General features: G+C 30.9%; 24 protein-coding genes. 3 read left to right on the top strand and 21 right to left on the bottom strand.

Annotated elements, in window-relative coordinates; all coding sequences use genetic code 11:
• Positions 1-3: 3 nt before the first annotated feature.
• The 3 genes from ACJDT4_RS05600 to pta all read right to left on the bottom strand — a co-directional run bounded on the left by ACJDT4_RS05600 (position 4) and on the right by pta (position 2,893).
• Complete coding sequence (locus ACJDT4_RS05600) at positions 4-549, bottom strand: YceD family protein (RefSeq protein WP_406786559.1); 546 nt, start codon at positions 547-549, stop codon at positions 4-6.
• Between the two features lie 128 nt (positions 550-677).
• Complete coding sequence (locus ACJDT4_RS05605) at positions 678-1,880, bottom strand: acetate/propionate family kinase (RefSeq protein WP_406786560.1); 1,203 nt, start codon at positions 1,878-1,880, stop codon at positions 678-680.
• A gap of 11 nt (positions 1,881-1,891) precedes the next feature.
• Positions 1,892-2,893, bottom strand: coding sequence for a phosphate acetyltransferase (gene pta, locus ACJDT4_RS05610; protein ID WP_406786561.1), 1,002 nt, complete (start codon positions 2,891-2,893; stop codon positions 1,892-1,894).
• 277 nt (positions 2,894-3,170) lie between these two features.
• Here pta and ACJDT4_RS05615 point away from each other — a divergent pair, with 277 nt between their 5' ends.
• A complete protein-coding gene (locus tag ACJDT4_RS05615; RefSeq protein ID WP_406786562.1) occupies positions 3,171-4,370 on the top strand; it encodes a nucleotidyltransferase in 1,200 nt (399 codons plus the stop codon).
• A 102-nt stretch (positions 4,371-4,472) separates the two neighbouring features.
• A complete protein-coding gene (gene ylbJ, locus ACJDT4_RS05620; RefSeq protein ID WP_406786563.1) occupies positions 4,473-5,612 on the top strand; it encodes a sporulation integral membrane protein YlbJ in 1,140 nt (379 codons plus the stop codon).
• Positions 5,613-5,619: 7 nt separating this feature from the next.
• Here ylbJ and ACJDT4_RS05625 read toward each other — a convergent pair whose 3' ends face one another.
• The 6 genes from ACJDT4_RS05625 to ACJDT4_RS05650 form a co-directional block, all read right to left on the bottom strand.
• Complete coding sequence (locus tag ACJDT4_RS05625; RefSeq protein ID WP_406786564.1) at positions 5,620-6,144, bottom strand: ATP synthase subunit B family protein; 525 nt, start codon at positions 6,142-6,144, stop codon at positions 5,620-5,622.
• A 30-nt stretch (positions 6,145-6,174) separates the two neighbouring features.
• A complete protein-coding gene (gene coaD, locus ACJDT4_RS05630) occupies positions 6,175-6,660 on the bottom strand; it encodes a pantetheine-phosphate adenylyltransferase (RefSeq protein ID WP_406786565.1) in 486 nt (161 codons plus the stop codon).
• 2 nt (positions 6,661-6,662) lie between these two features.
• On the bottom strand, positions 6,663-7,220 hold the full coding sequence (rsmD, locus tag ACJDT4_RS05635; RefSeq protein ID WP_406786566.1) for a 16S rRNA (guanine(966)-N(2))-methyltransferase RsmD: 558 nt from the start codon (positions 7,218-7,220) through the stop codon (positions 6,663-6,665).
• A gap of 111 nt (positions 7,221-7,331) precedes the next feature.
• Entirely contained in the window at positions 7,332-9,368 is a 2,037-nt protein-coding gene (gene recG / locus ACJDT4_RS05640; RefSeq protein WP_406786567.1) for an ATP-dependent DNA helicase RecG, read from the bottom strand.
• Between the two features lie 86 nt (positions 9,369-9,454).
• Positions 9,455-11,098, bottom strand: coding sequence for a DAK2 domain-containing protein (locus ACJDT4_RS05645; protein ID WP_406786568.1), 1,644 nt, complete (start codon positions 11,096-11,098; stop codon positions 9,455-9,457).
• Between the two features lie 13 nt (positions 11,099-11,111).
• Positions 11,112-11,459 (bottom strand): Asp23/Gls24 family envelope stress response protein, encoded by a 348-nt coding sequence (locus ACJDT4_RS05650; protein ID WP_406786569.1) that lies wholly within the window; start codon positions 11,457-11,459, stop codon positions 11,112-11,114.
• Between the two features lie 199 nt (positions 11,460-11,658).
• Here ACJDT4_RS05650 and rpmB point away from each other — a divergent pair, with 199 nt between their 5' ends.
• Positions 11,659-11,850 carry a 50S ribosomal protein L28 gene (gene rpmB, locus ACJDT4_RS05655; protein WP_053240813.1) on the top strand — a complete coding sequence of 64 codons (192 nt, stop codon included), beginning with the start codon at positions 11,659-11,661 and terminating at the stop codon, positions 11,848-11,850.
• Positions 11,851-12,050: 200 nt separating this feature from the next.
• On the opposite strand, the gene ACJDT4_RS05660 is transcribed toward rpmB, so the two are convergent.
• From ACJDT4_RS05660 to priA, 12 genes are all read right to left on the bottom strand, one after another.
• Positions 12,051-12,224 (bottom strand): hypothetical protein, encoded by a 174-nt coding sequence (locus tag ACJDT4_RS05660; RefSeq protein ID WP_406786570.1) that lies wholly within the window; start codon positions 12,222-12,224, stop codon positions 12,051-12,053.
• 63 nt (positions 12,225-12,287) lie between these two features.
• Positions 12,288-12,923 carry a thiamine diphosphokinase gene (locus ACJDT4_RS05665; protein ID WP_406786571.1) on the bottom strand — a complete coding sequence of 212 codons (636 nt, stop codon included), beginning with the start codon at positions 12,921-12,923 and terminating at the stop codon, positions 12,288-12,290.
• Positions 12,923-13,576, bottom strand: a complete 654-nt coding sequence (rpe, locus tag ACJDT4_RS05670; RefSeq protein ID WP_406786572.1) for a ribulose-phosphate 3-epimerase — start codon at positions 13,574-13,576, stop codon at positions 12,923-12,925. Before rpe ends, ACJDT4_RS05665 begins: the two co-directional genes overlap by 1 nt.
• Entirely contained in the window at positions 13,573-14,439 is an 867-nt protein-coding gene (gene rsgA, locus ACJDT4_RS05675; protein WP_406786573.1) for a ribosome small subunit-dependent GTPase A, read from the bottom strand. The genes rpe and rsgA overlap by 4 nt, the downstream gene beginning before the upstream one ends.
• Before the next feature lie 20 nt (positions 14,440-14,459).
• Positions 14,460-16,427: a Stk1 family PASTA domain-containing Ser/Thr kinase gene (gene pknB / locus ACJDT4_RS05680; RefSeq protein ID WP_406786574.1), complete on the bottom strand. Its 1,968-nt coding sequence runs from the start codon at positions 16,425-16,427 to the stop codon at positions 14,460-14,462.
• Positions 16,405-17,151, bottom strand: a complete 747-nt coding sequence (locus ACJDT4_RS05685; RefSeq protein WP_406786575.1) for a Stp1/IreP family PP2C-type Ser/Thr phosphatase — start codon at positions 17,149-17,151, stop codon at positions 16,405-16,407. Before ACJDT4_RS05685 ends, pknB begins: the two co-directional genes overlap by 23 nt.
• Position 17,152: 1 nt before the next feature.
• Complete coding sequence (gene rlmN / locus ACJDT4_RS05690) at positions 17,153-18,196, bottom strand: dual-specificity RNA methyltransferase RlmN (protein WP_406786576.1); 1,044 nt, start codon at positions 18,194-18,196, stop codon at positions 17,153-17,155.
• Between the two features lie 11 nt (positions 18,197-18,207).
• The gene (gene rsmB, locus ACJDT4_RS05695) at positions 18,208-19,536 is read right to left on the bottom strand and encodes a 16S rRNA (cytosine(967)-C(5))-methyltransferase RsmB (protein ID WP_406786756.1); all 1,329 of its coding nucleotides are present in this window, start codon (positions 19,534-19,536) and stop codon (positions 18,208-18,210) included.
• An 18-nt stretch (positions 19,537-19,554) separates the two neighbouring features.
• A complete protein-coding gene (locus ACJDT4_RS05700) occupies positions 19,555-20,235 on the bottom strand; it encodes a zinc metallopeptidase (RefSeq protein WP_406786577.1) in 681 nt (226 codons plus the stop codon).
• A gap of 24 nt (positions 20,236-20,259) precedes the next feature.
• Positions 20,260-21,189, bottom strand: coding sequence for a methionyl-tRNA formyltransferase (gene fmt / locus ACJDT4_RS05705; RefSeq protein ID WP_406786578.1), 930 nt, complete (start codon positions 21,187-21,189; stop codon positions 20,260-20,262).
• The gene (gene def, locus ACJDT4_RS05710; RefSeq protein ID WP_406786579.1) at positions 21,190-21,648 is read right to left on the bottom strand and encodes a peptide deformylase; all 459 of its coding nucleotides are present in this window, start codon (positions 21,646-21,648) and stop codon (positions 21,190-21,192) included.
• A gap of 19 nt (positions 21,649-21,667) precedes the next feature.
• Entirely contained in the window at positions 21,668-23,869 is a 2,202-nt protein-coding gene (gene priA, locus ACJDT4_RS05715; protein WP_406786580.1) for a primosomal protein N', read from the bottom strand.
• Between the last annotated feature and the right edge of the window lie 5 nt (positions 23,870-23,874).

Genomic DNA, 23,874 nt, shown 5'->3' on the forward strand with positions numbered 1-23,874 from the left:
TCCTTAACGGTTTGAAAACAATTCTTTAAGCTTTTCAAGCCTAGGGTCTATGTTTTCTTCATGACAACTACATGTAGATACATTTAAATTAGTACCACATATTGGACACAACCCTTTACAGTCTTCCTTACACAACCTTTTTATAGGAAGGGAGACTATAATGTTGTTTTCAACAATTTCACAAATATTCACACTATCATTTTCTATAAAGATAATTTCCTCATCTTTATTTTCTGGATTATTAGTGAGCTTTTCATGAATTTCCAAATCAATATTATATGGAAACTTTTCAAGGCACCTTGAACACTCGAGTTCAATAACGCCCTTAACTACAGCGTCAAGGTATATTATATCCCCCACTCTTGTAAGCAAACCTGTAAGTTTTAATGGTTCTCTTACTTTAAATTCTTCAAAGTCATCTTGAAATTTTTTAACATCAAGTTCAATATCTAAAGATTTTTTTATTACTTTTTTGCTTGTTAAATCAGAAACATTTATCATAATACCATTAGCTTCAAACTTACGCAAGTAGTTTACTATATAAAGCAAAGTAAAATCACTTACTAAGCCTCAGTAAAGCTAAACATTCCCTCCCTAGTTATTATTAACCCACTAATTTATCCCTTAGGAATAAAGCCACAATTTATTATATAAACATGGCTAATAAAAGTCAAGTTTTATTTTAATACTCCCACTATTTCCTTAGTATCTCTAGCAATCATTAATTCTTCATTGGTAGGAATAACCAAAACTTTTACTTTTGAATCTTTTGCACTTATATCTGTATCTATACCAATAGCTTCTTTATTTTTTTCTTCATCAGCTTTTATTCCAAGGAAGTCCATATCTTTACATATTTCATGTCTATTCTCTGGAGAATTCTCACCAATGCCGCCTGTAAAGACTAAGCAATCCAGACCATTCATTGCTGCTGCATATGCACCTATAAATTTCTTAATTCTATAATGAAAAACATTGAAAACAAGCTTAGCCCTTGGATTATCTTCACGAACACCCTTTTTTATATCTCTCATGTCGCTTCCTATTTCACTTAAGCCAAGAATTCCAGATTTTTTATTTAAAGTAGTATCTACTTCTTCTGGGGTCATATTTAATTCTTTAATCATAAAAGATACTATTGCTGGGTCTATGTCTCCACTTCTGGTTCCCATTACAAGACCAGCAAGTGGTGTAAAGCCCATACTTGTATCAACTGATTTTCCACCATTTACAGCAGTAACACTAGCTCCGCCTCCAAGGTGACATACAACTGTTTTTAAATCCTTTATATCTTTTCCTAAGAAATCTGCTGCAGCCTTAGATACAAATTTATGTGATGTACCGTGAAAACCATATCTCCTTATACCATGTTTCTTGTATAAATCGTATGGAAGTGCATATAAATAAGCATAATCTGGCATCGTTTGATGGAAGGCAGTATCAAATACTGCAACCATAGGAGTATTTGGCATAAGCTCCTTACATGCATTAATTCCAATTATGTTAGGTGGATTATGAAGGGGTGCTAGTTTACTGCACTCCTCTATTGATTTCATAACTTCATCATCTATTAGAACTGACTTAGCATATTTTTCTCCACCATGAACTACTCTATGACCAACAGCTGAAATTTCGTTCATGTCTTTTATTACTCCATGTTTTTTGTCTACCAAAGCATTTAAAACAAGCTTTATAGCTATGGTATGATCTTTCATAGGCTCCTCAATAACATATTTTTCACCATTAACCTTATGGGTTAACACTGAACCTTCAATTCCTATTCTTTCAACTAACCCCTTGGCTAAAACCGCTTCATCTTCCATATTTATTAATTGATACTTAAGAGATGAGCTTCCACAATTTACAACCAAAACTTTCATAAATATACCCCCTATATTCCTCTTTGTGCTTCAACAACAGTTAGTGTAACAACATTTACAATATCTTCTGCACTGCATCCTCTTGACAAATCATTAATTGGTCTTGCAAAACCTTGACATATTGGTCCTATAGCCATAGCTTTAGCAAACCTTTGAACTAATTTATAACCTATATTTCCAGTCTGAAGGTCAGGAAATACAAGTACATTAGCTTTTCCAGCTACTTTGCTCATAGGAGCCTTTAATTTGGCAACTTCAGGCTCAATTGCTGCATCAAGCTGTAATTCTCCATCAATATCAATATCAGGTCTAAGCTCTTTTGCTATCTTAACAGCATTAGTAACTTTGTCTACCAATTCACCTTTTGCACTTCCCATTGTTGAAAAGGACAACATTGCAACTTTAGGATCGAGGTTACATAACTTCTTTGCTGTCTCAGCTGTAGTTATAGCTATATCTGCAAGTTCCTCTGAAGTAGGATTAGGATTAACAGCACAATCTGCAAATAAAAGTAGTCCACTTTCCCCATACTCACAATCTGGAACCTTCATCACAAAAAAGCCTGAGACTATTTTAACTCCAGGTGCTGTCTTTACTATTTGAAGTCCAGGTCTTAATAAATCACCTGTAGTGTGTACTGCTCCTGAAACCATTCCATCAACATAACCATTTTTAACGGCCATAGTAGCAAAGTACAATGGATCTCTTACCATTTTTTCAGCCTTTTCCATTGTAATTCCTTTTTTCTTTCTTAATTCATAAAATCCTTTAACGTACTCCTCCAATTTTTCTGAAGTATTAGGATCCATTATTTCAGCCTTTGAAATATCTGAATTTAGTCTTTTAGCATTTTCTTTTATCTTAGCTTCATTTCCTACAAGAACTAAATCTGCTATTCCCTCTTTTAAAATTTTGTTTGCTGCAACTAAATTTCTCTCCTCTTCGCCTTCTGCTAATATTATTCTTTTCTTATCTCTTTTAGCATCTTGCATTAAACTTTCAATTAAATCCATGTTTTTTCTCCTTTCAAACTCCGGAAAACCTACCATATTTTCCAACTTTAAGTTTTAAACTTAACCGTTATAAATATTTAATTGTCTATACTCCTTAAGTAAAAACTTAACCTCTAAAGTTATTTATCTAGGCTAATTAATTAATATTTTTATTAGTATCTAACATTCATATATAATATAAACCCTTTGCAACATAATTTTCAACAAAAATTTTAAAAATTTTTACAAGGATTAAAATTTCATAATATCTGCTATAATATTTGATGAGGTGATTTATTTGAATATAACTGGAATTGTTGCAGAATATAACCCATTGCATAAAGGTCATATCTATCATCTATTGGAAACAAAAAAAATATGTAGCAGCGATGGTATAGTATGTGTAATGAGTGGAAATTTTGTCCAGCGAGGTGAGCCCGCGCTAATAGATAAGTGGAGCAGAGCAAAATCTGCCATTCTTTCTGGAATTGATCTTGTAATAGAACTTCCATGCATATATTCTTTATCCTCAGCAGAATTCTTTGCATATGGCGCTGTAAGCCTTCTTAACTCCATTGGAATAGTAAATAGCATATGCTTTGGAAGTGAATCTGGCAATATTGAAAGCATACAATTGATAGCTGATATATTAAATAATGAGCCAGAAGAGTATAAAGACTATTTAAAACAAAGTCTCAGCAAGGGCTTATCATTTCCTAAAGCAAGAATGGAAGCAATTAAAGAATTTATATCAAAAAATTCAAACTTTTTTTTAGAAGAAAGTGATATAAAATATTCCAACAATATACTTGGCATAGAATACTGTAAGAGCTTAAAGAAATTGAATAGCAAAATCAAACCTTACACAGTAAAGCGAAGAGGAAGCCTTTATACAGACGCTAAGTTATCTGAATATCCAAGTGCTACTTCTATAAGAAACTCTCTAAAAGAATCAAAAAATGCTTATTTATTAAAGGATTTATTACCAGAGCCTTCTCTTAACTTAATAAAAAGTAACATAAATAATATTACTTTTAAAGACGCAATGTTTAATTTTCTAAAGTACAAAATTTTTACGAATAAAAACACTTTAAAAAATTTACCCGATGTTTCAGAGGGACTAGAAAATAAAATATATGATGCCTTAGCGAACTGTTCTACCCTTGATGAGGCACTAGTTTATATGAAAAGCAAAAGATATGCATATACACGTCTTACAAGAATTTTAACTCAATACTACATAGGATTTGACTGTTATAATACAGATTATTTAAGAAAATTACCATGCCCTTATGCACGAATTTTAGGTTTCAATGAGCGTGGAAAAGAAATGTTAAGGCTGATGAAATCAAATAGTAAAATACCAATGGTATCCAAGATAAATAAAATAGAAAATGAAATTTTAAAGCTGGATATACAATCAACCAAAGCTTATAGTTTAATTAATACTTCTGTAAATTATCTGGATGACTACCGAAAAAAACCGGTAATATTTTAATTATATGTAATATTCTATTATTCTTCTAAAATATTATATTGTATAGATCAAACTATCTTAAGCTTGAATTTATGCAAATAATATTTTTAGGAGGACTTATCTTTGGTAATATTAATTTTAATGATCCCAATCATATTTCTTTTATTTCTTCTATTAAAAAAAACTACACCTATAAAATCCATAAATATATTAATTACTGCTGTATGCTCACTAATTGTATTATTTATAATTTTAAGTCCAGAAATATGTTTTAAGTTTTCAATAAATGGAGCAAAGCTGTTTTTTTACAACGTATTTCCTTACGTCTTTCCTTTTATGATTTTATCAAACTTAATAATATATTATGGTGGTGTTGAAATATATTCTAAATTTTTAGGTATACTCTGTAAACCTCAAAAACTTCCTAAAAATACAGCAATAGTGTTAGCCATAAGTGCACTATGTGGATATCCCCTTGGAGCAAAATATTCTTGTGATTTATATGAGGAAGGAATAATTGACTTTAAAACCTTTGAAAGGATTATAAATATTGCCTCCAATGCTGGACCACTTTTTATTGTGGGATCAGTTGGAACATCTATGCTTGGCAGCAGACATTCAGGATACATACTATTGGCATCCTGCTATGCTTCTTGTATTCTTATGGGTATACTAATACCCTACAAAGCCCCAAAGATGCATATAGATATAAAAAAAAATAACAATATTCAATCAGAAAATAATTTTGGCGTTTCTATAAAAAAAAGCGTTGAAAATGCAATTCAAGTTTCGATTCAACTTATGGGATTTATAGTTTTTTTCTCTTTATTAATAGGTATATTAAAAAATTCCATACTTTTCAAGAGTATTCAAAATCCCATAGTTAAATCACTAATATTGGGGTGTATTGAAATGACTAATGGTTGTTCAATAATTTCTACATCTCAAATTTCCTTTGAATTAAAAATGCTTTCAATGAGTTTTTTAATATGCTTTGGGGGATTTTGCGTCATATCTCAAATTTACTCATTCGTAGGTAAGTATAAAGTTTCTCCTGTAAAGTTTATACTCAGGAAGCTAGTCCAAGGCTTTTTGGGAAGCCTTATATGTTTTATTCTAATAAGTTTTTCTCCTAAAAATGACGCAAAATATACCTTTAATTTTCAGTTTTCAAAATATAATTTCACTTTGTATTATACCTATTTAATAATAATCTTTTTAGTTCCTATATTTTCAAGTAAATTTTCAAGGCGCAAACACTAATACTCCGCTATTTAACATTCTTTAATTCATCTATATTTTCAGTTATAATATCCCTTATAGACTTAAAATCATTTTCAATATCCATATCAAATTGTTCCATATCCTTTTTTATTCTATTTACTGTTTCATTTTTTCTAATTTCAATTTGTTCATCTAATTTTGTTAAAAGTTTATATGCATATTCAATAGAAGCAAGCTTTATATCCTCAGCTTCTTTTTTTGCAGAAATTATTATGCTTTGAGCCTTTTCTTCAGCTTCCTTTGTAATATCATGTTTTTCAACTTCTTCTCTTATATTTTTAAGATTTCTTTCTCTTATAGCATCTGCTTCTTTAAGAGCATCACTAATTATCTTTTCTCTATCATTTATAAGTTTCTGAGCTTTTTTAAACTCATCAGGAAGCTCATCCATAATCTGATTTATAACATCAGTCATTTCTTTCTTATTTATTGACACTTTACGTGAAAGAGGAAGCTTGCTTCCAGTTTCAACTATTTCCTGCATATACTCCAATAACTTCATTATATTCATTATTTATTCCCCCAAATTGCAAAATAATATTTATTTAATGCTTTTTACTTTTTTCGCAACATCTGATATTATCTCATCTGGTACAAGTCCCTTTATACAGCCTCCCAAAAAAGCCACTTGTTTAATAGAAGATGAGCTTAAAAAAGAAAATTCAGAACTTGTCATCATAAACACAGTTTCAATTCCTGGATCTAATTTTTTATTCATAAGTGAAGTTTGAAGTTCATATTCAAAATCTGCTACACTTCTAAGTCCTCTTATCATAACATTAGAATTATTCTCTCTCATAAAATCAACAAGAAGTCCATTAAAACTTTTTACACTTACATTATCATATGGCAATACAACTCTTTTTATAATATCTACCCTTTCATCAATTGTAAACAATCCTTTTTTATCTGGATTAACAAGCACTCCTACAAGAACCTTGTCAAAAACCCTAGACGATCTCTTTATTATGTCTAAATGTCCATTAGTAATAGGATCAAAGCTTCCAGGGTATACCGCTACTTTCATCTTTAGTCCTCCTTATGTTTATAAAAGCATATTGTTGTATTCCCATATTTTTTGTATCTTGTCAGCACAATGCTTTTATTCCCTTCATAAATTTCTTCTTCTGAATCGATTTTTGTAACAATAAGTCCATCATTTTTCAGCATATTCTTATCGGTTATAATATCTACAGCTGGTGGAATCATATCCTTTGAATAAGGTGGATCAATAAATATTAAATCAAACTCCCTATTCTTATAGCCTAAATCCTTTAAAGCCTTATACGAATCCATATTAATCGTTTGGCACTTATCCTCAAATTTTAAATTTTCCACGTTTTTTCTAAGCAAACTATATGTTTCAGGACTTTGATCTATTAAAATACAACTCTTTGCTCCTCTACTTACTGCTTCAAGACCTAAACTTCCTGTTCCTGCAAAAGCATCAAGAACAACTGAATAAGGGACCTCATTTTGAATTATATCAAAAATAGACTCTTTCACTCTGTCTAAGGTAGGTCTTGTTACCATACTTGCTGGTGGAAATAATTTTCTTCCCTTTGCAATACCCGAAATTATCCTCATAATGTTTCCTCCAATTCAAGGCAAATTTTCGTTAATATTTTATCATATTTATATACAACATACAAAAATTATTTTGTTAAATTTCTAAATTGTGCTGTTATATAATACAAATTAATTAAAACATATATATCTAGACGTACTTTTTAATTTTTCAGCAATATACTTTTTAATTCTTATATCTTCCTTAGAATTACTTAAAATAAGCTTTTTTGCTTCTTCATTTGCCAACTTAAGTATATCAATATCATCCACAACATCACTTATAATAAGTTCATTATCCCCACTTTGCCTTATTCCAAAAACCTCCCCGCTTCCACGAAGCTTTAAATCCTGCTCGGAAATATAAAAACCATCCGTACTTTCCGATATTATTCTCATCCTTTTTTCAACTATTTTATTTTTAATTTCAGCTATTAAAATACAATAAGAATTATATTCTCCGCGCCCAACTCTTCCTCTAAGCTGGTGAAGCTGCGCTAAACCAAATCTCTCTGCATTTTCAATAATCATAACAGATGCATTAGGTACATTTACTCCTACCTCTATAACTGTAGTTGATACAAGCACCTTTATATTTCCAGCCTTAAATTCATTCATTATTCTATCCTTATCCTTTGGAGGCATCTTTCCATGAAGCATTTCAATTTCTACCTTGCTAAAATATGTATTTTTTAATTCTTCATATAGTTTTTGCACAGAAGTGAGCTTAAGTTCATCATTTTCTTCAACCAGTGGACATACTACATATATTTGCCTTCCTTCTTCAATCTGCTTTAAAGCAAAATTATAGACTCTGCTCTTTTCACTGCTTTTTATATAGTAGGTTTCAATTTTTTTTCTTCCAGGAGGAAGCTCATCTATTATAGACACATCCAAATCACCATATAAATATAATGACAAGGTTCTTGGTATAGGAGTGGCTGTCATTACAAGCACATCAACATTATTTCCCTTATTAAAAAGCCTATTTCTTTGCATAACTCCAAATCTATGAAGTTCGTCTGTAACAATCATCCCTAGATTTTTAAATTCAACATTATCTTCAATTAAAGCATGAGTACCTATAATCAAATCAATTTCGTTATTTTTTAATTTTTCTTTTATTTCATTCTTTCTTTTTGCAGTTACACTTCCTGTTAAAATTTCTATACTCACATTAAATCCATGGAATAAATTATTAGCTTCTTTAAAATGCTGGTTTGCTAAAATTTCTGTAGGAGCCATTAATGCACCTTGATAACCGTTCTTTATAACATTAAAAAGCGCAATCAAAGCAACTACAGTTTTACCTGAACCTACGTCACCTTGAACAAGCCTATTCATAGAATTTGACCGCTTCTCATCCATGAGAACCTCTCTTATGACCCTATTTTGTGCATTTGTAAGCTTAAATGGCAATTTTTCCTTTAATACTTTGAGTTCTGGTGATATTTTAAAGGCAAAGCCTTTATTATTAGCTTTAACGTACTCTTTAAGCATTAATATTTTTAACGAATATGTAAATAATTCTTGAAATTTAAGTCTCCTCCTGCTTTCAACAAGTTCAGCACTATCTTTAGGACTATGAATTCCTCTAAGTGCTCTATCAAGTTCATAGAAATTGTACTTTTCAGTAATCCATTTAGGCATATTTTCACTGATTTTAACTTGTTTTAATAATTCCAATATTATTCTTATAAAAAAACTATTTTTTAAGGTTCCAGAAAGAGCATACTTAGGTACTATTTTGTTGTTATCTTCTATATCGCCACTTAAAATAACAGGATTATTTATTGTAATTTCTTTACTGGTCTTTTTAATTTTTCCCATTACCTTATACCAGCTATTATAATTAAACTTACTTTTTACATAAGGTTGATTAAACCACACAGCATAAAAATTATTTTTTCCATCAGAAAATAGCATTTTAGTTACAGTTTTTCCGCTCCTAGATCTAAATTCCCTTTCTAACCTTATTGGCATACAGTTTAAAACTACTTTATCACCATCTTGAGTATCTAATATAGATGGGCATGAAGATATATTATCATAGGATTTTGGAAAATACAAAAGCAAATCCATTATAGAAAATATACCACACTTATTTAACTTTTCCGCCATTTTAGGTCCAATTCCTTTTAAATTAGATATATCAGCATTGATATCCATAGCTTTCCACCCCAAAACAATTTCTATAAAAAAGAAAGTAGCACTGCTACTTTCCTTTTTACTTTATAAAACTTCACAATAAATATCTACTCAACAGATACTATAAAGTAATACAATGGCTGCTGACCATAGCTGCACTGTACATCCTTATCTGAATATTTTTCCTCAAGTTTTTTTACTAACTTATCTACTTCGGCTTTGTTTGAGTCCTTTCCATAATAAATAGAAATAAGTTCACTATTATCGTCAATCATACTATCTATAATCTCTTCACAAACTTCATAAACATTATTTCCAACTTTTTTTATTTTTCCCTCAACAAGACCCAATATATCATTTTCTTTTATAACTTCTCCATCCATTTCAGTATCCCTAACTGCATAAGTTACAGAGCCTGTCTTTACATTCTTAATAGCATCCGATAATTTTTCAATATTATCCTTTGCTTCTCCATCGTAATCAAATTCAGCAAGACAAGTAATTGCTTGAGGTATTGTAGTTGTAGGAATTACATATACATTTTTTTCAGCTAATTCTTTAGCCTGATTTGCTGCCATAATTATATTTTTGTTATTCGGGAATACTATTATATTTTCAGCATTAACTTCATTAATACTTGAAAGTATATCCTGAGTACTTGGATTCATGGTCTGACCGCCTTCTATTACCCTGTCAACACCTAGGTCCTTAAATATATTTGATATTCCTTCTCCTAGAGCAACTGATATAAAGCCATATTTTTTGTTTTCATTTTCTGTAGAAACTTCATTAAAACCTGATTTTTCTTCAGCTTCTGTTTTAAGTCCAAGAACTTCTCTGTGCTCTTCTCTCATGTTATCTATTTTAATTTTAGAAAGTTCTCCAAGTTTTACAGCCTTTGATAAAACAAGACCAGGATCATTAGTATGTATGTGAACTTTTGTTATATCATCCACATTTACAACTATCATACTATCTCCTATTTTAGATATATCATTTCTAAATTCTGTAACATCGGCTTCATTTGAATGTATTATAAATTCTGTACAATAACCAAATTTTATTTCTTCATCGACGTTAACTCCAGCTGTTTTAACGGTTTTAGATGTTTTTATCTCTCCGTTAAGTTCCACCTTCAAATCATCTTTTAATGCCTCATACATTCCTTTTAATATTATAAGAAGTCCTGTTCCGCCAGAATCCACAACATTTGCTTTTTTTAAAACTGGAAGCATTTCTGGTGTTCTATTTAATGTTTCTTCACTAAATTTACATACCTCTTCTAGGAGTTCTGTAATATCAGTTTTATCGCTTTTTAATGCACTTTCTCCAGCACTTCTTATTATAGTTAAAATAGTACCTTCTGTCGGTCTCATTACAGCTTTATATGCAAAGTTTGCTCCTTCCATTAAACAATGTGAAAATTTTTCACTATCAACTATCTCAGCATTGCCAATTCCATTGGAAATTCCCCTTAGAATTTGTGATAATATTACTCCTGAGTTGCCCCTTGCTCCCATAAGTGCACCTTTGGCTAACTTTTTAGATATTTCACCAATTGTACTATTTTTAGAACCATTAACTTCTAAAACCGCATTTCTGAAAGTCATGGACATATTAGTTCCTGTATCTCCATCTGGCACAGGAAAAACGTTTAATGAGTTTACAAATTCTTTTTGTTCTTCTAGTCTATTGCAGGCATTTACGATCATATTATAAAAACTATGCCCATCTATTGTTAAGTGTTTCAATTTTAGTACCTCCTTAGACTCTTACACCTTGCACATTTACTGTTATACTTGAAACCTTTAGTCCTGTGTAATTCTCTACATTGTATCTTACTTTCTGAATTATATTATTTGCTATAACTGAAATTTTTGTACCATATTCAACTATAATATATAACTCAACAACCAATTTGTTTTCCTTACAATTTATTTTAACACCCTTGCTTAGATTTCCGCCTTTTATGAGTTCCCAAAACCCATCTTTAGCATTCTTAGAAGCCATACCAACTACACCGTAACACTCCATAGTTGCAACCCCTATGATATTAGCAAGTGTTTCCACAGAAAAATTTATATTCCCATTTTCATTGGAAATCTGCATCATTTTAAATTCCTCCTTACTTATAAGCATAATACAATTTTATATTAAAACAAACAATTATTCAATAAGTTTAGCAATTTAATTGCTATAATTTGTGAAAAGAAATTAATTTTCTCTTGCATATTTTGCTCAATATATGATAAAATATGATATGTGTTTTGTTTGGAATGTATTTCTTACATATATAAGGGAGGTGTATACAATGTCAAGAAAATGCGATATATGCGGAAAAGGTGTTGTTGCTGGCGTACAATATAGTCATGCACATAATCAATCAAAAAGAACATGGCTTCCTAATATAAGAACAGTTAAAGCTGTAGTTAATGGAACTCCAAAAACTATTCATGTATGTACTAGATGCTTACGTTCAGGAAAAGTACAGCGTGCTATATAAAATAAAAAATGCAGTTGTTTATCAATTGCATTTTTTATTTTTAAAATTTTATGTTTAACTTTTTTTCCTTACAAAAATCTTAATTAAACTAGACAAAAATTTCGGAAGCTTTACGGCAATAATTTTCATACTATATTCCCTCCTAAATATGATCACAAAATACACTATTATCTATAATATAATTATATGCATTTAAATAATCAATTATGGCAATGTTCTATTAAATACCACCCTAAATATATAAGTCCTGCTCCAACGGCAATTATCCACCCGCAAACTGGTATTATAACAGCAATTATTACACCTGCACCTACAGAGGCAACTATTAATCCAATATTATTTTTTTGGATTTTCTTTTTAAAGCTTTTTGACATAACAAGCACCTCCTTTAGTAATCCATTAATATTATATGCTGGATTACTAAAAAAGTTTACTCATTAATCTCTAGATTTAAATACAATTACATATCCTTCTTCAAAGCTTATTTTAACACTTCCGTCTAAAAATTCATTTGATATTGTTCTCGGATCTCCAAATTTTAAATTATAATTTTTTAGGGGATACTTCGCTCCCTCTATAGATAAATTTTCAACTTCATTCATATATGCTTGTATTGAAAACATCTCACCTTTTTCGCCGCTTAATATACATGTTTTATCTATTATAAATATGGTATTGTTATCATCCTTTATACATGCTTTTATTCCTTTTTTTACACATCTTAGAAGCAGGCCCATATTTCCAAAGAGATGATCTAGTCTTGTACCCGTACAACCTAAAAAAACCACTTCAGTTACATCAAGCTTTAAAGCCTCTGAAAGTGCAAGTTCAGTATCTGTAAAATCCTTTTCCTTAGGGTATTTAAGTACATTAACACAGTTATTCTTATAGTACTCAAAAGCTTCTATAGCTATAGAATCAAAATCTCCAAGTAAAATATTAGGCCTTATATTATATTTATGTAGACAATTCGCACCACTATCAGCACATATTAAAAAATCACAATTTTTTATTTCCTTCATTAAAAGCTCTTTAGATGGTTCTTTACCACCGGAAATTACAACTACCTTCATTAATTTATGCTTCCTTTTAATAAATTTATATTTTCTTCTATTGCATTATCTTTAAAAACAGCCGAACCAGCTACCACTACATTAGCTCCTGCTTCTACTACATTTTTTATGTTACCTGCACCAATCCCACCATCTGCTTCAATTAAAATATCCTTATTCATATTTTTTGAAAGTTCTTTTACTTCTCTTATTTTATCCAAAGAATAATCAATAAATTTTTGTCCACCATAACCAGGGTTAACAGTCATTATAAGTACCATATCTACTAATCCTAATATATCCTTAATACACATTACCGGTGTTCCTGGATTTAACGCAACAGCTGCTTTTATTCCAAAGCTTTTTATGTAATTAATTGTTCTATCGATATGCTTATCAGTTTCATAATGAATTGTTATAATATCTGCCCCACATTTTACAAACTCTTCTATATATCTTGATGGATTCTCTATCATAAGATGAACATCAAAGGTTTTTTTAGTATATTTTCTTATAGACTTTATTATAGGAAAGCCAAAGCTAATATTAGGTACAAAATTACCATCCATTACATCAATATGTATAAAATCAGCCTTAGAATTTTCCAAAATTTTTATTTGTTCTCCAAGCTTTGAGAAATCTGCTGATAAGATTGATGGCGCTAATTTAATCATTTATACTTCCTCCTACTCTTAAGTTCTTCCAGAGTATTTACATAAAAATCATATCTGCTTTTATGTATTTCACCTCGATTTACAGCTTCTTTAACTTCACAACTAGGTTCTTTATAATGAAGGCAACCTGAAAACTTGCACATATCACTGTATTTTAAGAATTCAGGAAATAATTCCTTAAGCTCCTGAGGCTCTAAAAATTTTATATCAAGAGAAGAGAACCCTGGGGTGTCAACTAAAAAGCCCCCATTAAGTTCTATAAGCTCACTATGTCTTGTTGTGTGCTTACCTCTCTTTATTTTTTCACTTATATCTCCAGTTTCCATTGCTTTCTTACCTACTAATTCATTAAATATAGTAGATTTTCCAACTCCAGAAACTCCACATACTACAGTTATATTTCCATCTAACCTATCCCTTAAAGCATCTAAACCAATTCCGCCTTTAGCACTTAACATTACATATTCACAACCTATTTGCTTTACAATACCCTCCATATAGGAAATTTCATCCTTGGAAGCTAAATCTATTTTGTTAAAACATATAACCGGCTTTATTTTTTTTGCTTCACATAAAACAAGAAATTTATTAAATAAATCACTATTAAAATCAGGATTCCGCACAGCAAATACTACAAATGCTTGAGTGATATTGGCTACAAGCGGTCTTTTAAGTTCATTAAATCTAGTTTCAATTTTATCTATTACGCCTTTGTCATCCTTAACAGATATTTCTACTCTGTCACCAACAATAGGTGTCATTTCATTAAATCTAAATTTTCCTCTTGCCTTACATTCATATATTTTTTCACCAACTTTTATATAATAAAATCCTGCTATACCTTTAACTATTATCCCTTGCATAAATCCTCCAGTTATAAAATTTACTTTTTGTCACCACCGCCGGTTTGATTGTTAGAGCCACCTTGACCGTTACTTGGATTTGTTGTATTATTTCCACTCGGCTGCGTATTAGTTGGCTGCGTATTAGTTGGTTGGGTAGGTGTTGTATTAGAACCGCCCTGCTGTCCAGTCTTAGTATTACCATTTGTACCCGTTGATTGACTACCTGTATTATTGTTATTATTGTTATTATTGTTATTAGTATTTGATTGTGCTGTTGAATTATACTGATAAACAACAATAGTTATAACTGAATTTTTAGCAGCCATAGCACCTGCACCTGGATTTTGAGAATAAACCAATCCATTTTGATTTGGATCATTAGTAATCTTCTTTTGAATATTTACAGTAAATCCTGCATTTTCAAGTGTCTGTTTTGCATCACTTTCGCTCTGTCCTTGTACTCCTGGTACACTTACATTATCACTTTCCTTAGGACCAGTACTTATAACCAAATCTATGGTTTTACCTTTTTCAAGACTGCTTCCTTCATCAGGAGTTTGCCTTACCACACAGCCCTTAGGAACATCACTACTTTCTTTTGAAATATCTCCAACCTTATAACCAGCACTAATTATTTTATCCTTTGCTTCACTTTCAGTTAATCCGAACAATGAAGGAACCTTTGTATCATCCTCACCTGAGCTTACATCTACTCTTACTGTACTACCTTCATCTACTTCAGTACCTTCACTTGGAGAGCATGCTATTACTGTTCCAGCAGGTTTATCACTTTTTGTTCTTTGAACAACTTCAAATTTTAGCTTTGCATCAGTAACAGCTTTTTTAGCATCTCCTTCTTTAAGGCCTCTAATCTTAGGCACACTTACCTTACCGACAGCACTTGTTCCAAGAAGTCCTGCCCCAAGAGCGAAAAACAATACACAACCAGCTAATAATATAACTCCTATAATTGATGCAGTTATTATTTTTTTCTTTTTATTTTTTTTGTTATTTTTAGGTTCATCCTCATCTATATCTTCTTCATCTTCATCAAATTCATCATCTGGAACAGGAGCTTTATTTTTATCGGCATTTTTCTCTAATCCTTTTGCTTTCACCGGTTCCATAACTCTAGTATAATCCTCTTCGTCATTAACATTCATAGTTTCGTCAAAATCATCTATTTTATAGTTACTTTTCATCCTAATGAGGTCGTTCAATATTTGTCTTGTATTTTGATATCTATCATCTGGATTTTTTTCAAGACACTTTAAAATTAATCTATTAAGACTATCTGGTATATTTTCATTTAAATTCTTTGGAGGAATAACTGGTTCCTGTATATGCTTCAAAGCTACAGAGACTGGAGTATCAGCATCATGAGGAACCTTTCCTGTTGCCATTTCATATAGAACTATTCCAAAAGAATATATATCTGTTCTGCAGTCAACTTGTTTACCCTGTGCCTGCTCTGGTGACAAATAATGTGCAGAACCAACTACTTTATTTGTACTTGTAATAGTAACTGAATTTGAAGCTTTTGCTATTCCAAAATCAGTAACTTTGACAAGTCCATCCTTTGTAACCATTATATTATGAGGCTTTATATCCCTATGAATAATATTATTTTTATGTGCACAATCGAGAGCTTTAGTAATTTGAACAGCTATTGCTATAATTTTTTTTATATCTATTTCCTTCTCTTGCTTTATTATTTCTTTAAGAGTTTTTCCATCGATATATTCCATAACTATATAGTTTATTTTTCCATCTGCACCAACATCATATATATTTACAATATTAATGTCTGAGATACTTGCAACAGATGTTGCTTCCCTCTTAAATTTAGCTACAAAATCATCATCATCGGAAAGCTCATTTTTAAGAACTTTTACAGCAACATTTCTATTTAAAATTGTATCTTTTGCCTTATAAACAACTGCTGTACCGCCTACACCTATTTCTTCTTCTAATTTATATCTATTACTTAGAATAGTTCCTATCATCTCTATCCTCTCCTCCAAATACAATAACTGATATATTATCTCTGCTTCCTTTTACTTTACTTAATTCGACAAGCTTACTGCAGGCCTCATCATTATCATTTTTAAGTACGATATCATAAATTTCATGAATAGTAACTCCATTAGTTAGGCCATCAGTAGATAATACAAACTTATAAGTTCCAGCTAAATCTATATTAAAAATATCAACATCTACAAATTTACTAGTTCCAAGTGCCCTTGTTATTATGTTTTTATTAGGATGAGTCATTGCTTCTTCTTCAGTTATAGTACCCGTATCAACAAGCTGCTGTACTAGAGAATGATCCTTTGTTATCTTTGTTATTCCATTTTTAGTAACGGAAAAACAACCACTATCCCCAACATTAGCTACTACCATACTATTATTTTTTATTAAACATGCAGTTATAGTAGTGCCCATTCCAGATAAACTTTCTGAACTATTTGCTTTTTCATATATTTTTTCATTAGCGTATTTTACTGCATTTTCAAGACATATGCCCATTTGTTCCTCTTTAGTATTAACATTATTTTTTATGTATTCCATAGTAGCTTCAACTGCAATCTTGCTCGCAACTTCACCAGCATTGTGCCCGCCCATCCCATCTGCAACAACATAAAATTTAAATTTTTCGCTTTCATAATAGTCAGCATAGTCTTCGTTTAATTTTCTAACATTACCAATATCAGATAGTAATCCTACCATATTAACACCTCTTCTCATCACTTTGATTTAGGTAATTTCTTCTCAGTTGGCCACATGCTGCATTAATATCTGAACCCATTTCTTTCCTAACTGTATTTTCTATGCCAGCTCTAGATAAAATTTTAGAAAAATCCTCAATTGTATTTTTAGAAGGTTTTTCATATGATGTTTCTTTAACAGAATTTACTGGTATTATATTTACATGGCACAGCATTCCTTTAAGCAAATTTGATAGTTCCTTTGCATTTTCAGCACTATCATTTACATCCTTTACCAAAGAATATTCAAAAGTAACACGCCTTTTTGTGATTTCAGAATAGCTATTACATGCAGTAATTATTTCATTAATACTATATTTATTGGCAACTGGCATAATTTTTCTTCTTAAATTATCATTTGGTGCATGAAGAGAAATTGCAAGTGTGATTTGAAAATCTTCTTTTATTAAATCATATATTTTAGGCACTATTCCACAAGTCGAAAGTGTAATATGCCTCTGACCTATATTTAACCCCTGTTTATCATTAACAAGTTTTATAAATTTAATTACATTGTCATAATTATCTAGTGGTTCACCACTTCCCATAAGAACTATATTGGATATTCTTTCTCCAATTTCCTTTTGTGCCTCAAGTACCTCAGCTAAAATTTCCCCAGCTGTCAAATCTCTTATACGACCACCAATAGTAGATGCACAAAAGCTACACCCCATTCTACATCCAATCTGAGTGGACACGCATATTGAATTTCCATAATCATATTTCATTATAACACATTCAATTACATTTCCATCATTATATTCAAATAAAAATTTGCTAGTATCACCATATTTTGAATCTAATCTTTTAATAACTTTAGGTATCCCTATATAGAAATTATCGCTCAACTTTTCAGTAGTACTTTTAGGGATATTCTTCATATCAAAAAAATCAAAAACTCCTTTATATATCCAGTCATTTACCTGCTTAGCTCTAAAAGCTTTTTCATTATGAAGCTCCATCCAGCTTTTAAGTTCATCTAGACTCAAATCTAAAATATTTTCCATTTAACATCCACCTACCATAATTTTCTCAACTTGCACATAAAAAAGCCATCCATATGCTCATTAGGAAGTATCGTCACACCGTACTTATCATAATTTACATTTGAAACATCTCCAAAAAATATATCTTCAATTTTAAAATTATTATGGCTAGATATAAATCTTTTTATATTATTTTCATTTTCATCCTTGTTAAGGGTGCACGTTGAATAAAGTAAAATCCCACCCTTTTTTAGATACTTAGAAGCATTCTGAAGTATTTTTTCTTGCAATCCACACAATTCTTTTAAATCATTGATACTTTTATTCCATTTTATCTCAGGCTTTTTCTTTATAATACCAAGACCTGAGCATGGAACATCAACTAGTATTCTATCGGCTTTCCCCTTAAATTTTTCATTATATTCCGAAGCATTCATAACATCACATTTTATATTTGTAATGCCAAGTCTCTCTGCATTTTGTTCTATAAGCTTTAACTTATTTTTATGTATATCAAAAGCATATACAGTTCCAGTATTATTAGAAAGTTCACTTATGTGCGTTGTCTTTCCTCCAGGTGCACTACACAAGTCCATAACATACATATCATTTTCAATTTCCATACATGGAACTGTAAGCATTGCACTTTCGTCTTGAACTGTAAAATTTCCTTTTAAAAATAAAGGATTGTTTTCTATACTGCTTCCTCTTTTTATTTCTATAGCTTCAGGACATATAGAGCCTTCTTCGATATCATAACCAAGTTCCTGCAGTTTATTAAATGTTTCATCATAAGAACCTCTAAGCAAATTTACCCTTACTGTAACATTCGGTGTAGAATTTAGTCCACTTAATATTTTATCAATATTTTCAATACCATACTGTTTTATAAAAAAGTTAACCATCCATGGTTCAAAAGAATATCTAAATGCAATAACCTTTATCTTATCTCTTGAACTTAAAAAATCCGCATCTAAATTTCTAATATAATTTCTAAGTACACCATTTACAAATTTAGATGATTTAAGTGAGGAGTATTTTTTTGCAAGTTCAACTCCTTCATTTACAACTGCAAAATCAGGTATCCTGTCAAGATACCTGATTTGGTACACAGAACTTCTAAGTATATTAAGTATAATTTTATCCAATTTACTAAACTTAACTTTTATAAATTTTTTAAGAATAATATCAATGGTATATTTATACTTTATAGTCCCATATACTATTTCTGTCACAAGTGCTTTATCACTTGAAGCTAAATTTGAATTTTTTAAAGCTTTATTAAGGCTTATATTTGAATATGAATTTTTAAAAAACACTTCATTTAAAACATCTACAACAACTTTTCTAGCATTCATTATATTTTCTATTCCTTTTCTTTAATCTCTATCCCTACTTATAATTATAAGTCTAATTAGCTGTGAAATTGCCATTAATGCTGCAGCAACATATGTTAATGCCGCCGCACTAAGTACTTTTCTTGCCCCTTTAACTTCATCACCATAAAGTATTCCTCTACTTTCAAGAAGTTTTAAAGCTCTACTTGATGCATTAAATTCAACTGGCAGAGTTATAAGGTGAAATACAACAACTGCTGCAAAAAGTACAACACCAATCCTGGCAAGAAATGGAATACTAAATATCATTCCTATGAAAAATAGAATCCATGATGCGTTAGAGCTTAAATTAACAGCTGGTACTATAGAATTTCTTATTTCAAGTGGTACATAATGCTGTTTATGTTGAAAAGCATGACCTGTTTCGTGTGCCGCCACACCAATTGAAGCTACAGAACTTCCATAGTAGACCTCTTCTGAAAGCCTTAGCACTCTGTTTGCTGGATCATAATGATCTGTAAGTTTCCCTGGTATTACCTCAATGGGTACATCATATAAACCGTTGGCATCTAAAAGTTTACGTGCTGCATCTGCTCCTGTATAACCATTTATGCTTCTAACTTCCGAATAATTATTAAACGCAGAGCTAATTTTCGCTTGAGCCCAAAAGGAAAGCAAAATAGCCGGAATAAGTAAGACGTATGTAGCATCAAAGTAAAACATCCAAACACCTCACAATCTAATCTTTTATTTTAAAATAATACCTTTTTCTATAGTATTTCCCGCAATGTAATCTTTAACACTCATTATTTTTTTGCCCGGGAATTGAACTAAGGTTATAAGAAGTTTTCCCTCTCCTGTTTCTACCTTTATACCTTCCTTGCTTACATCGGTTACTAACCCCGGTGTGCCTTTAAAATCAGTATCAATTACCTTTGACTCATGTATTTTCATGACTTTATCTTCATAGTGAGTATATGCAGAAGGCCATGGATTAAATCCTCTTATAAGATTATGAATACTCTCTGCACTATTATTCCAATTAATTTCACCTAAATCTTTTGAAATTACTGAAATATAAGAAGCTTCCTCATCATTTTGCCTTTCAGGTTCAATTTTACCATCCTTAAAATCTTCTATTGTATTTAAAAGTAGATTTGCTCCTTTTTCTGCAAGAATATCTTGAAGCTGTCCTGATGTCATATCAGGATCAATATCAGTTTCACACTTTAAAAGCATATCTCCCGTATCAATCCCTTTAGCCATAAGCATAGTAGTGACACCAGATTTTTTTTCTCCATTTACTACGGACCAAATTATAGGTGCAGACCCTCTATATTTAGGAAGAAGCGATGCATGAACATTTATACATGCGTATTTAGGTATATTCAAAACTTCCTCTGATAAAATTTGTCCGAAAGCTACTACTATTATAAAGTCTGGTTTTATCTCTTTAAGTTTTTCCACATATTCGTGCTCTTTTTTTAAACTTTGAGGCTGAAATACAGGAATATTGTTTTCTACTGCAACCTCCTTAACTGGAGACATTGCAAGTTTTTTTCCTCTGCCCTTTGGTCTATCTGGCTGAGTAAAAACAGCCTTCACATCATAATTTTCTATAAGTTTTTTCAATGATGGTACAGCAAATTCTGGTGTACCCATAAAAACTATATTCAATTATTCTTCACCGCTTTCAGTTTTAACTAATTTATCTATAAACAAAACACCATCTAGGTGATCAAACTCGTGGCACATTGCTCTTGCCATAAGTTCTCTGCCTTCTACTATAAATTCTTCTCCCTTTTCATTTAACGCTTTAGCTTTAACGTACTCTGGTCTTTCCACCATACCATCTTGACCTGGTATACTTAAGCATCCTTCACTATCAACATAACTTCCCTTTGTCTCTAGGATTTCTGGGTTTATGAAAGCCATAGGTCCTTCACCTATATCTATAACAACAACTCTTTTAAGTATTCCAACTTGAGGTGCAGCAAGTCCAACTCCATTAGCACTATACATGGTCTCTTTCATATCCTCAATCAAAGTTAAAATTCTTTTATCTATCTTATCTACTTCTCTGCTTCTCTTTCTAAGTAGTTCATCACCATATTTTCTTATATTTCTTATTGCCATAACATTACCTCCAAATAATTTATAATAGGCTCAAAGGATTTATATCAATTGATATCCTTATAACATTATAATCTTTTTTAAGTATTTCATAAATAGATTTTTTAATAAAATTAGCCATATCATAGGTTACTTCACCTTTCAGTATAATTTGCCACCTATAAAACTCATTAATTTTACCAATTGGTGAAGGACATGGTCCTAATATATCAATATTATCATAGACAGCAAAATTATTCTTTAAAAAATTGCCAACTATTTGTGTATATTTTATTAATAAACTTTCATTTTTTGAACTCATATTAACAATAAATATTTTAGAAAAAGGCGGATAATTCATTCCTTCTCTTAACATTATTTCAGTTTTATAAAAACTTTCATAGTCATTTTGAGATGAATATTTTATTGCATAACTTTCTGGAGTATAGGTTTGAATTATTACTCTACCTTTTTTGTTTCCCCTTCCAGCTCTTCCACTAACCTGTGATACAAGTTGAAAAGTTCTTTCGGCAGCTCTGTAATCTGGTATATTTAGAGTAAGATCCGCTGCAACAATTCCAACTAAAGTAACTTCCTTAAAATCAAATCCTTTTGCTATCATCTGTGTCCCAATTAATATATCTGCTCCACCATTCTTAAAGGAATTATATATAAGTTCATAAGAATTTTTTTTGCCCGTAGTATCCTTATCCATTCTTAAAACTCTTGCACTGCTAAATATTTTCTTAACTTCTCTTTCAACCCTTTCAGTACCAACTCCAAAATACTTAACATATTTACTACCGCATTTAGGACATATTTTAGGTATCTCTTCTGTACTACCGCAGTAATGGCATATAAGATACTTTTTATCATTATGATAAGTAAGTGGCACATCACAATTTTTGCATTTAAATACAAGCCCACATTTTCTGCAGGATACAAAGGTTGAAAATCCTCTTCTATTTAAAAATAATATTATTTGTTCTTTTTTTTCCAAGGTTTCCTCAATAGCTTTGTAAAGTTTTCTACTAAATATAGATTTATTGTTTTCCTTAAGTTCCTCTCTCATATCCACTACAGATATATCTGGCATTGAAGCACCATCAGCTCTTTCGCTTATACTTAATAATTTATATTCTTTGTTTGTACATTTGTAATATGTGTCTATGGATGGGGTTGCTGAGCCAAGAACAAGCTTGCAACCTTCAATTTCGCTTTTCATTTCCCCTATTTCTACTGCACTATATTTAGGATCACTTTCAGATTTATAGCTTCCTTCGTGTTCTTCATCAATTACTATAAGACCCAAATTACTAAACGGAAGAAAAATAGCTGATCTTGCTCCAACAGCTACCCTAACCTCACCATTCTTAACTCTTAGCCACTCATCATATCTCTCGCCATCCGAAAGCTTACTGTGAAAAACTGAAACATCGTTTCCAAACCTGCCCTTAAATCTTTCTACCATTTGAGGAGTAAGTGATATCTCTGGAACAAGTATAATAGACTCTTTTCCTTGTTCTATCATCTTTTTTACAAGATACATGTATATTTCTGTTTTACCACTTCCAGTAACACCATGAATTAAAAACTTTCTTGCGTTAGAACTTAGTATTGAATTTACAACATCAGCTTGCTTTCTATTTAATACTTTTTCCTCATAGCTATCAAAAACTTTATTATCGCACCTTGAAACAACCTTTTCTACGATCTTCAATACCTCATGTTTTATCATTGTATTTATAGAAGATAAGGAAAATTTAAATTCACGATTCAGCTCACTTTTTGTATATACTCCATTATATTCTCCTACAACTTCATAAATATCCGTGTAAGGTTTCTTTTTCAACTTTTCTACAAGCTCGCCCCTAATGCAAACCACAGAACTAGTTTTATGTCCTACTCCTTTTGTTATTCCAGTAGGTATCATGAGTTTAATGCAGTCAATATAGCTGCAGAAATATCTTTTTTTCATTTTAAGTATTAAATCTATATCTTTAGCTGTAATAACAGAGTAATCAGTAACAATACTGCTTACCTCTTTTATTTTAATAGATTCGTTTATTTCATCTATAAATTCTAAAATAAAGCCATTTACTTTTTTATTTCCCATACCAAAAGGCACTTTAACTATTTGGCCCAATTTAATATCGCTTTTTAGACTCTCTGGAACTTTATATGTAAATACCCTATCAAGTGAAACTGCTTCGCTGTCTACTATTACTCCAATATAATTATTCACCGTAT

Source organism: Clostridium neuense (genome assembly GCF_045310695.1).
Classification (GTDB): domain Bacteria; phylum Bacillota; class Clostridia; order Clostridiales; family Clostridiaceae; genus Clostridium_S; species Clostridium_S neuense.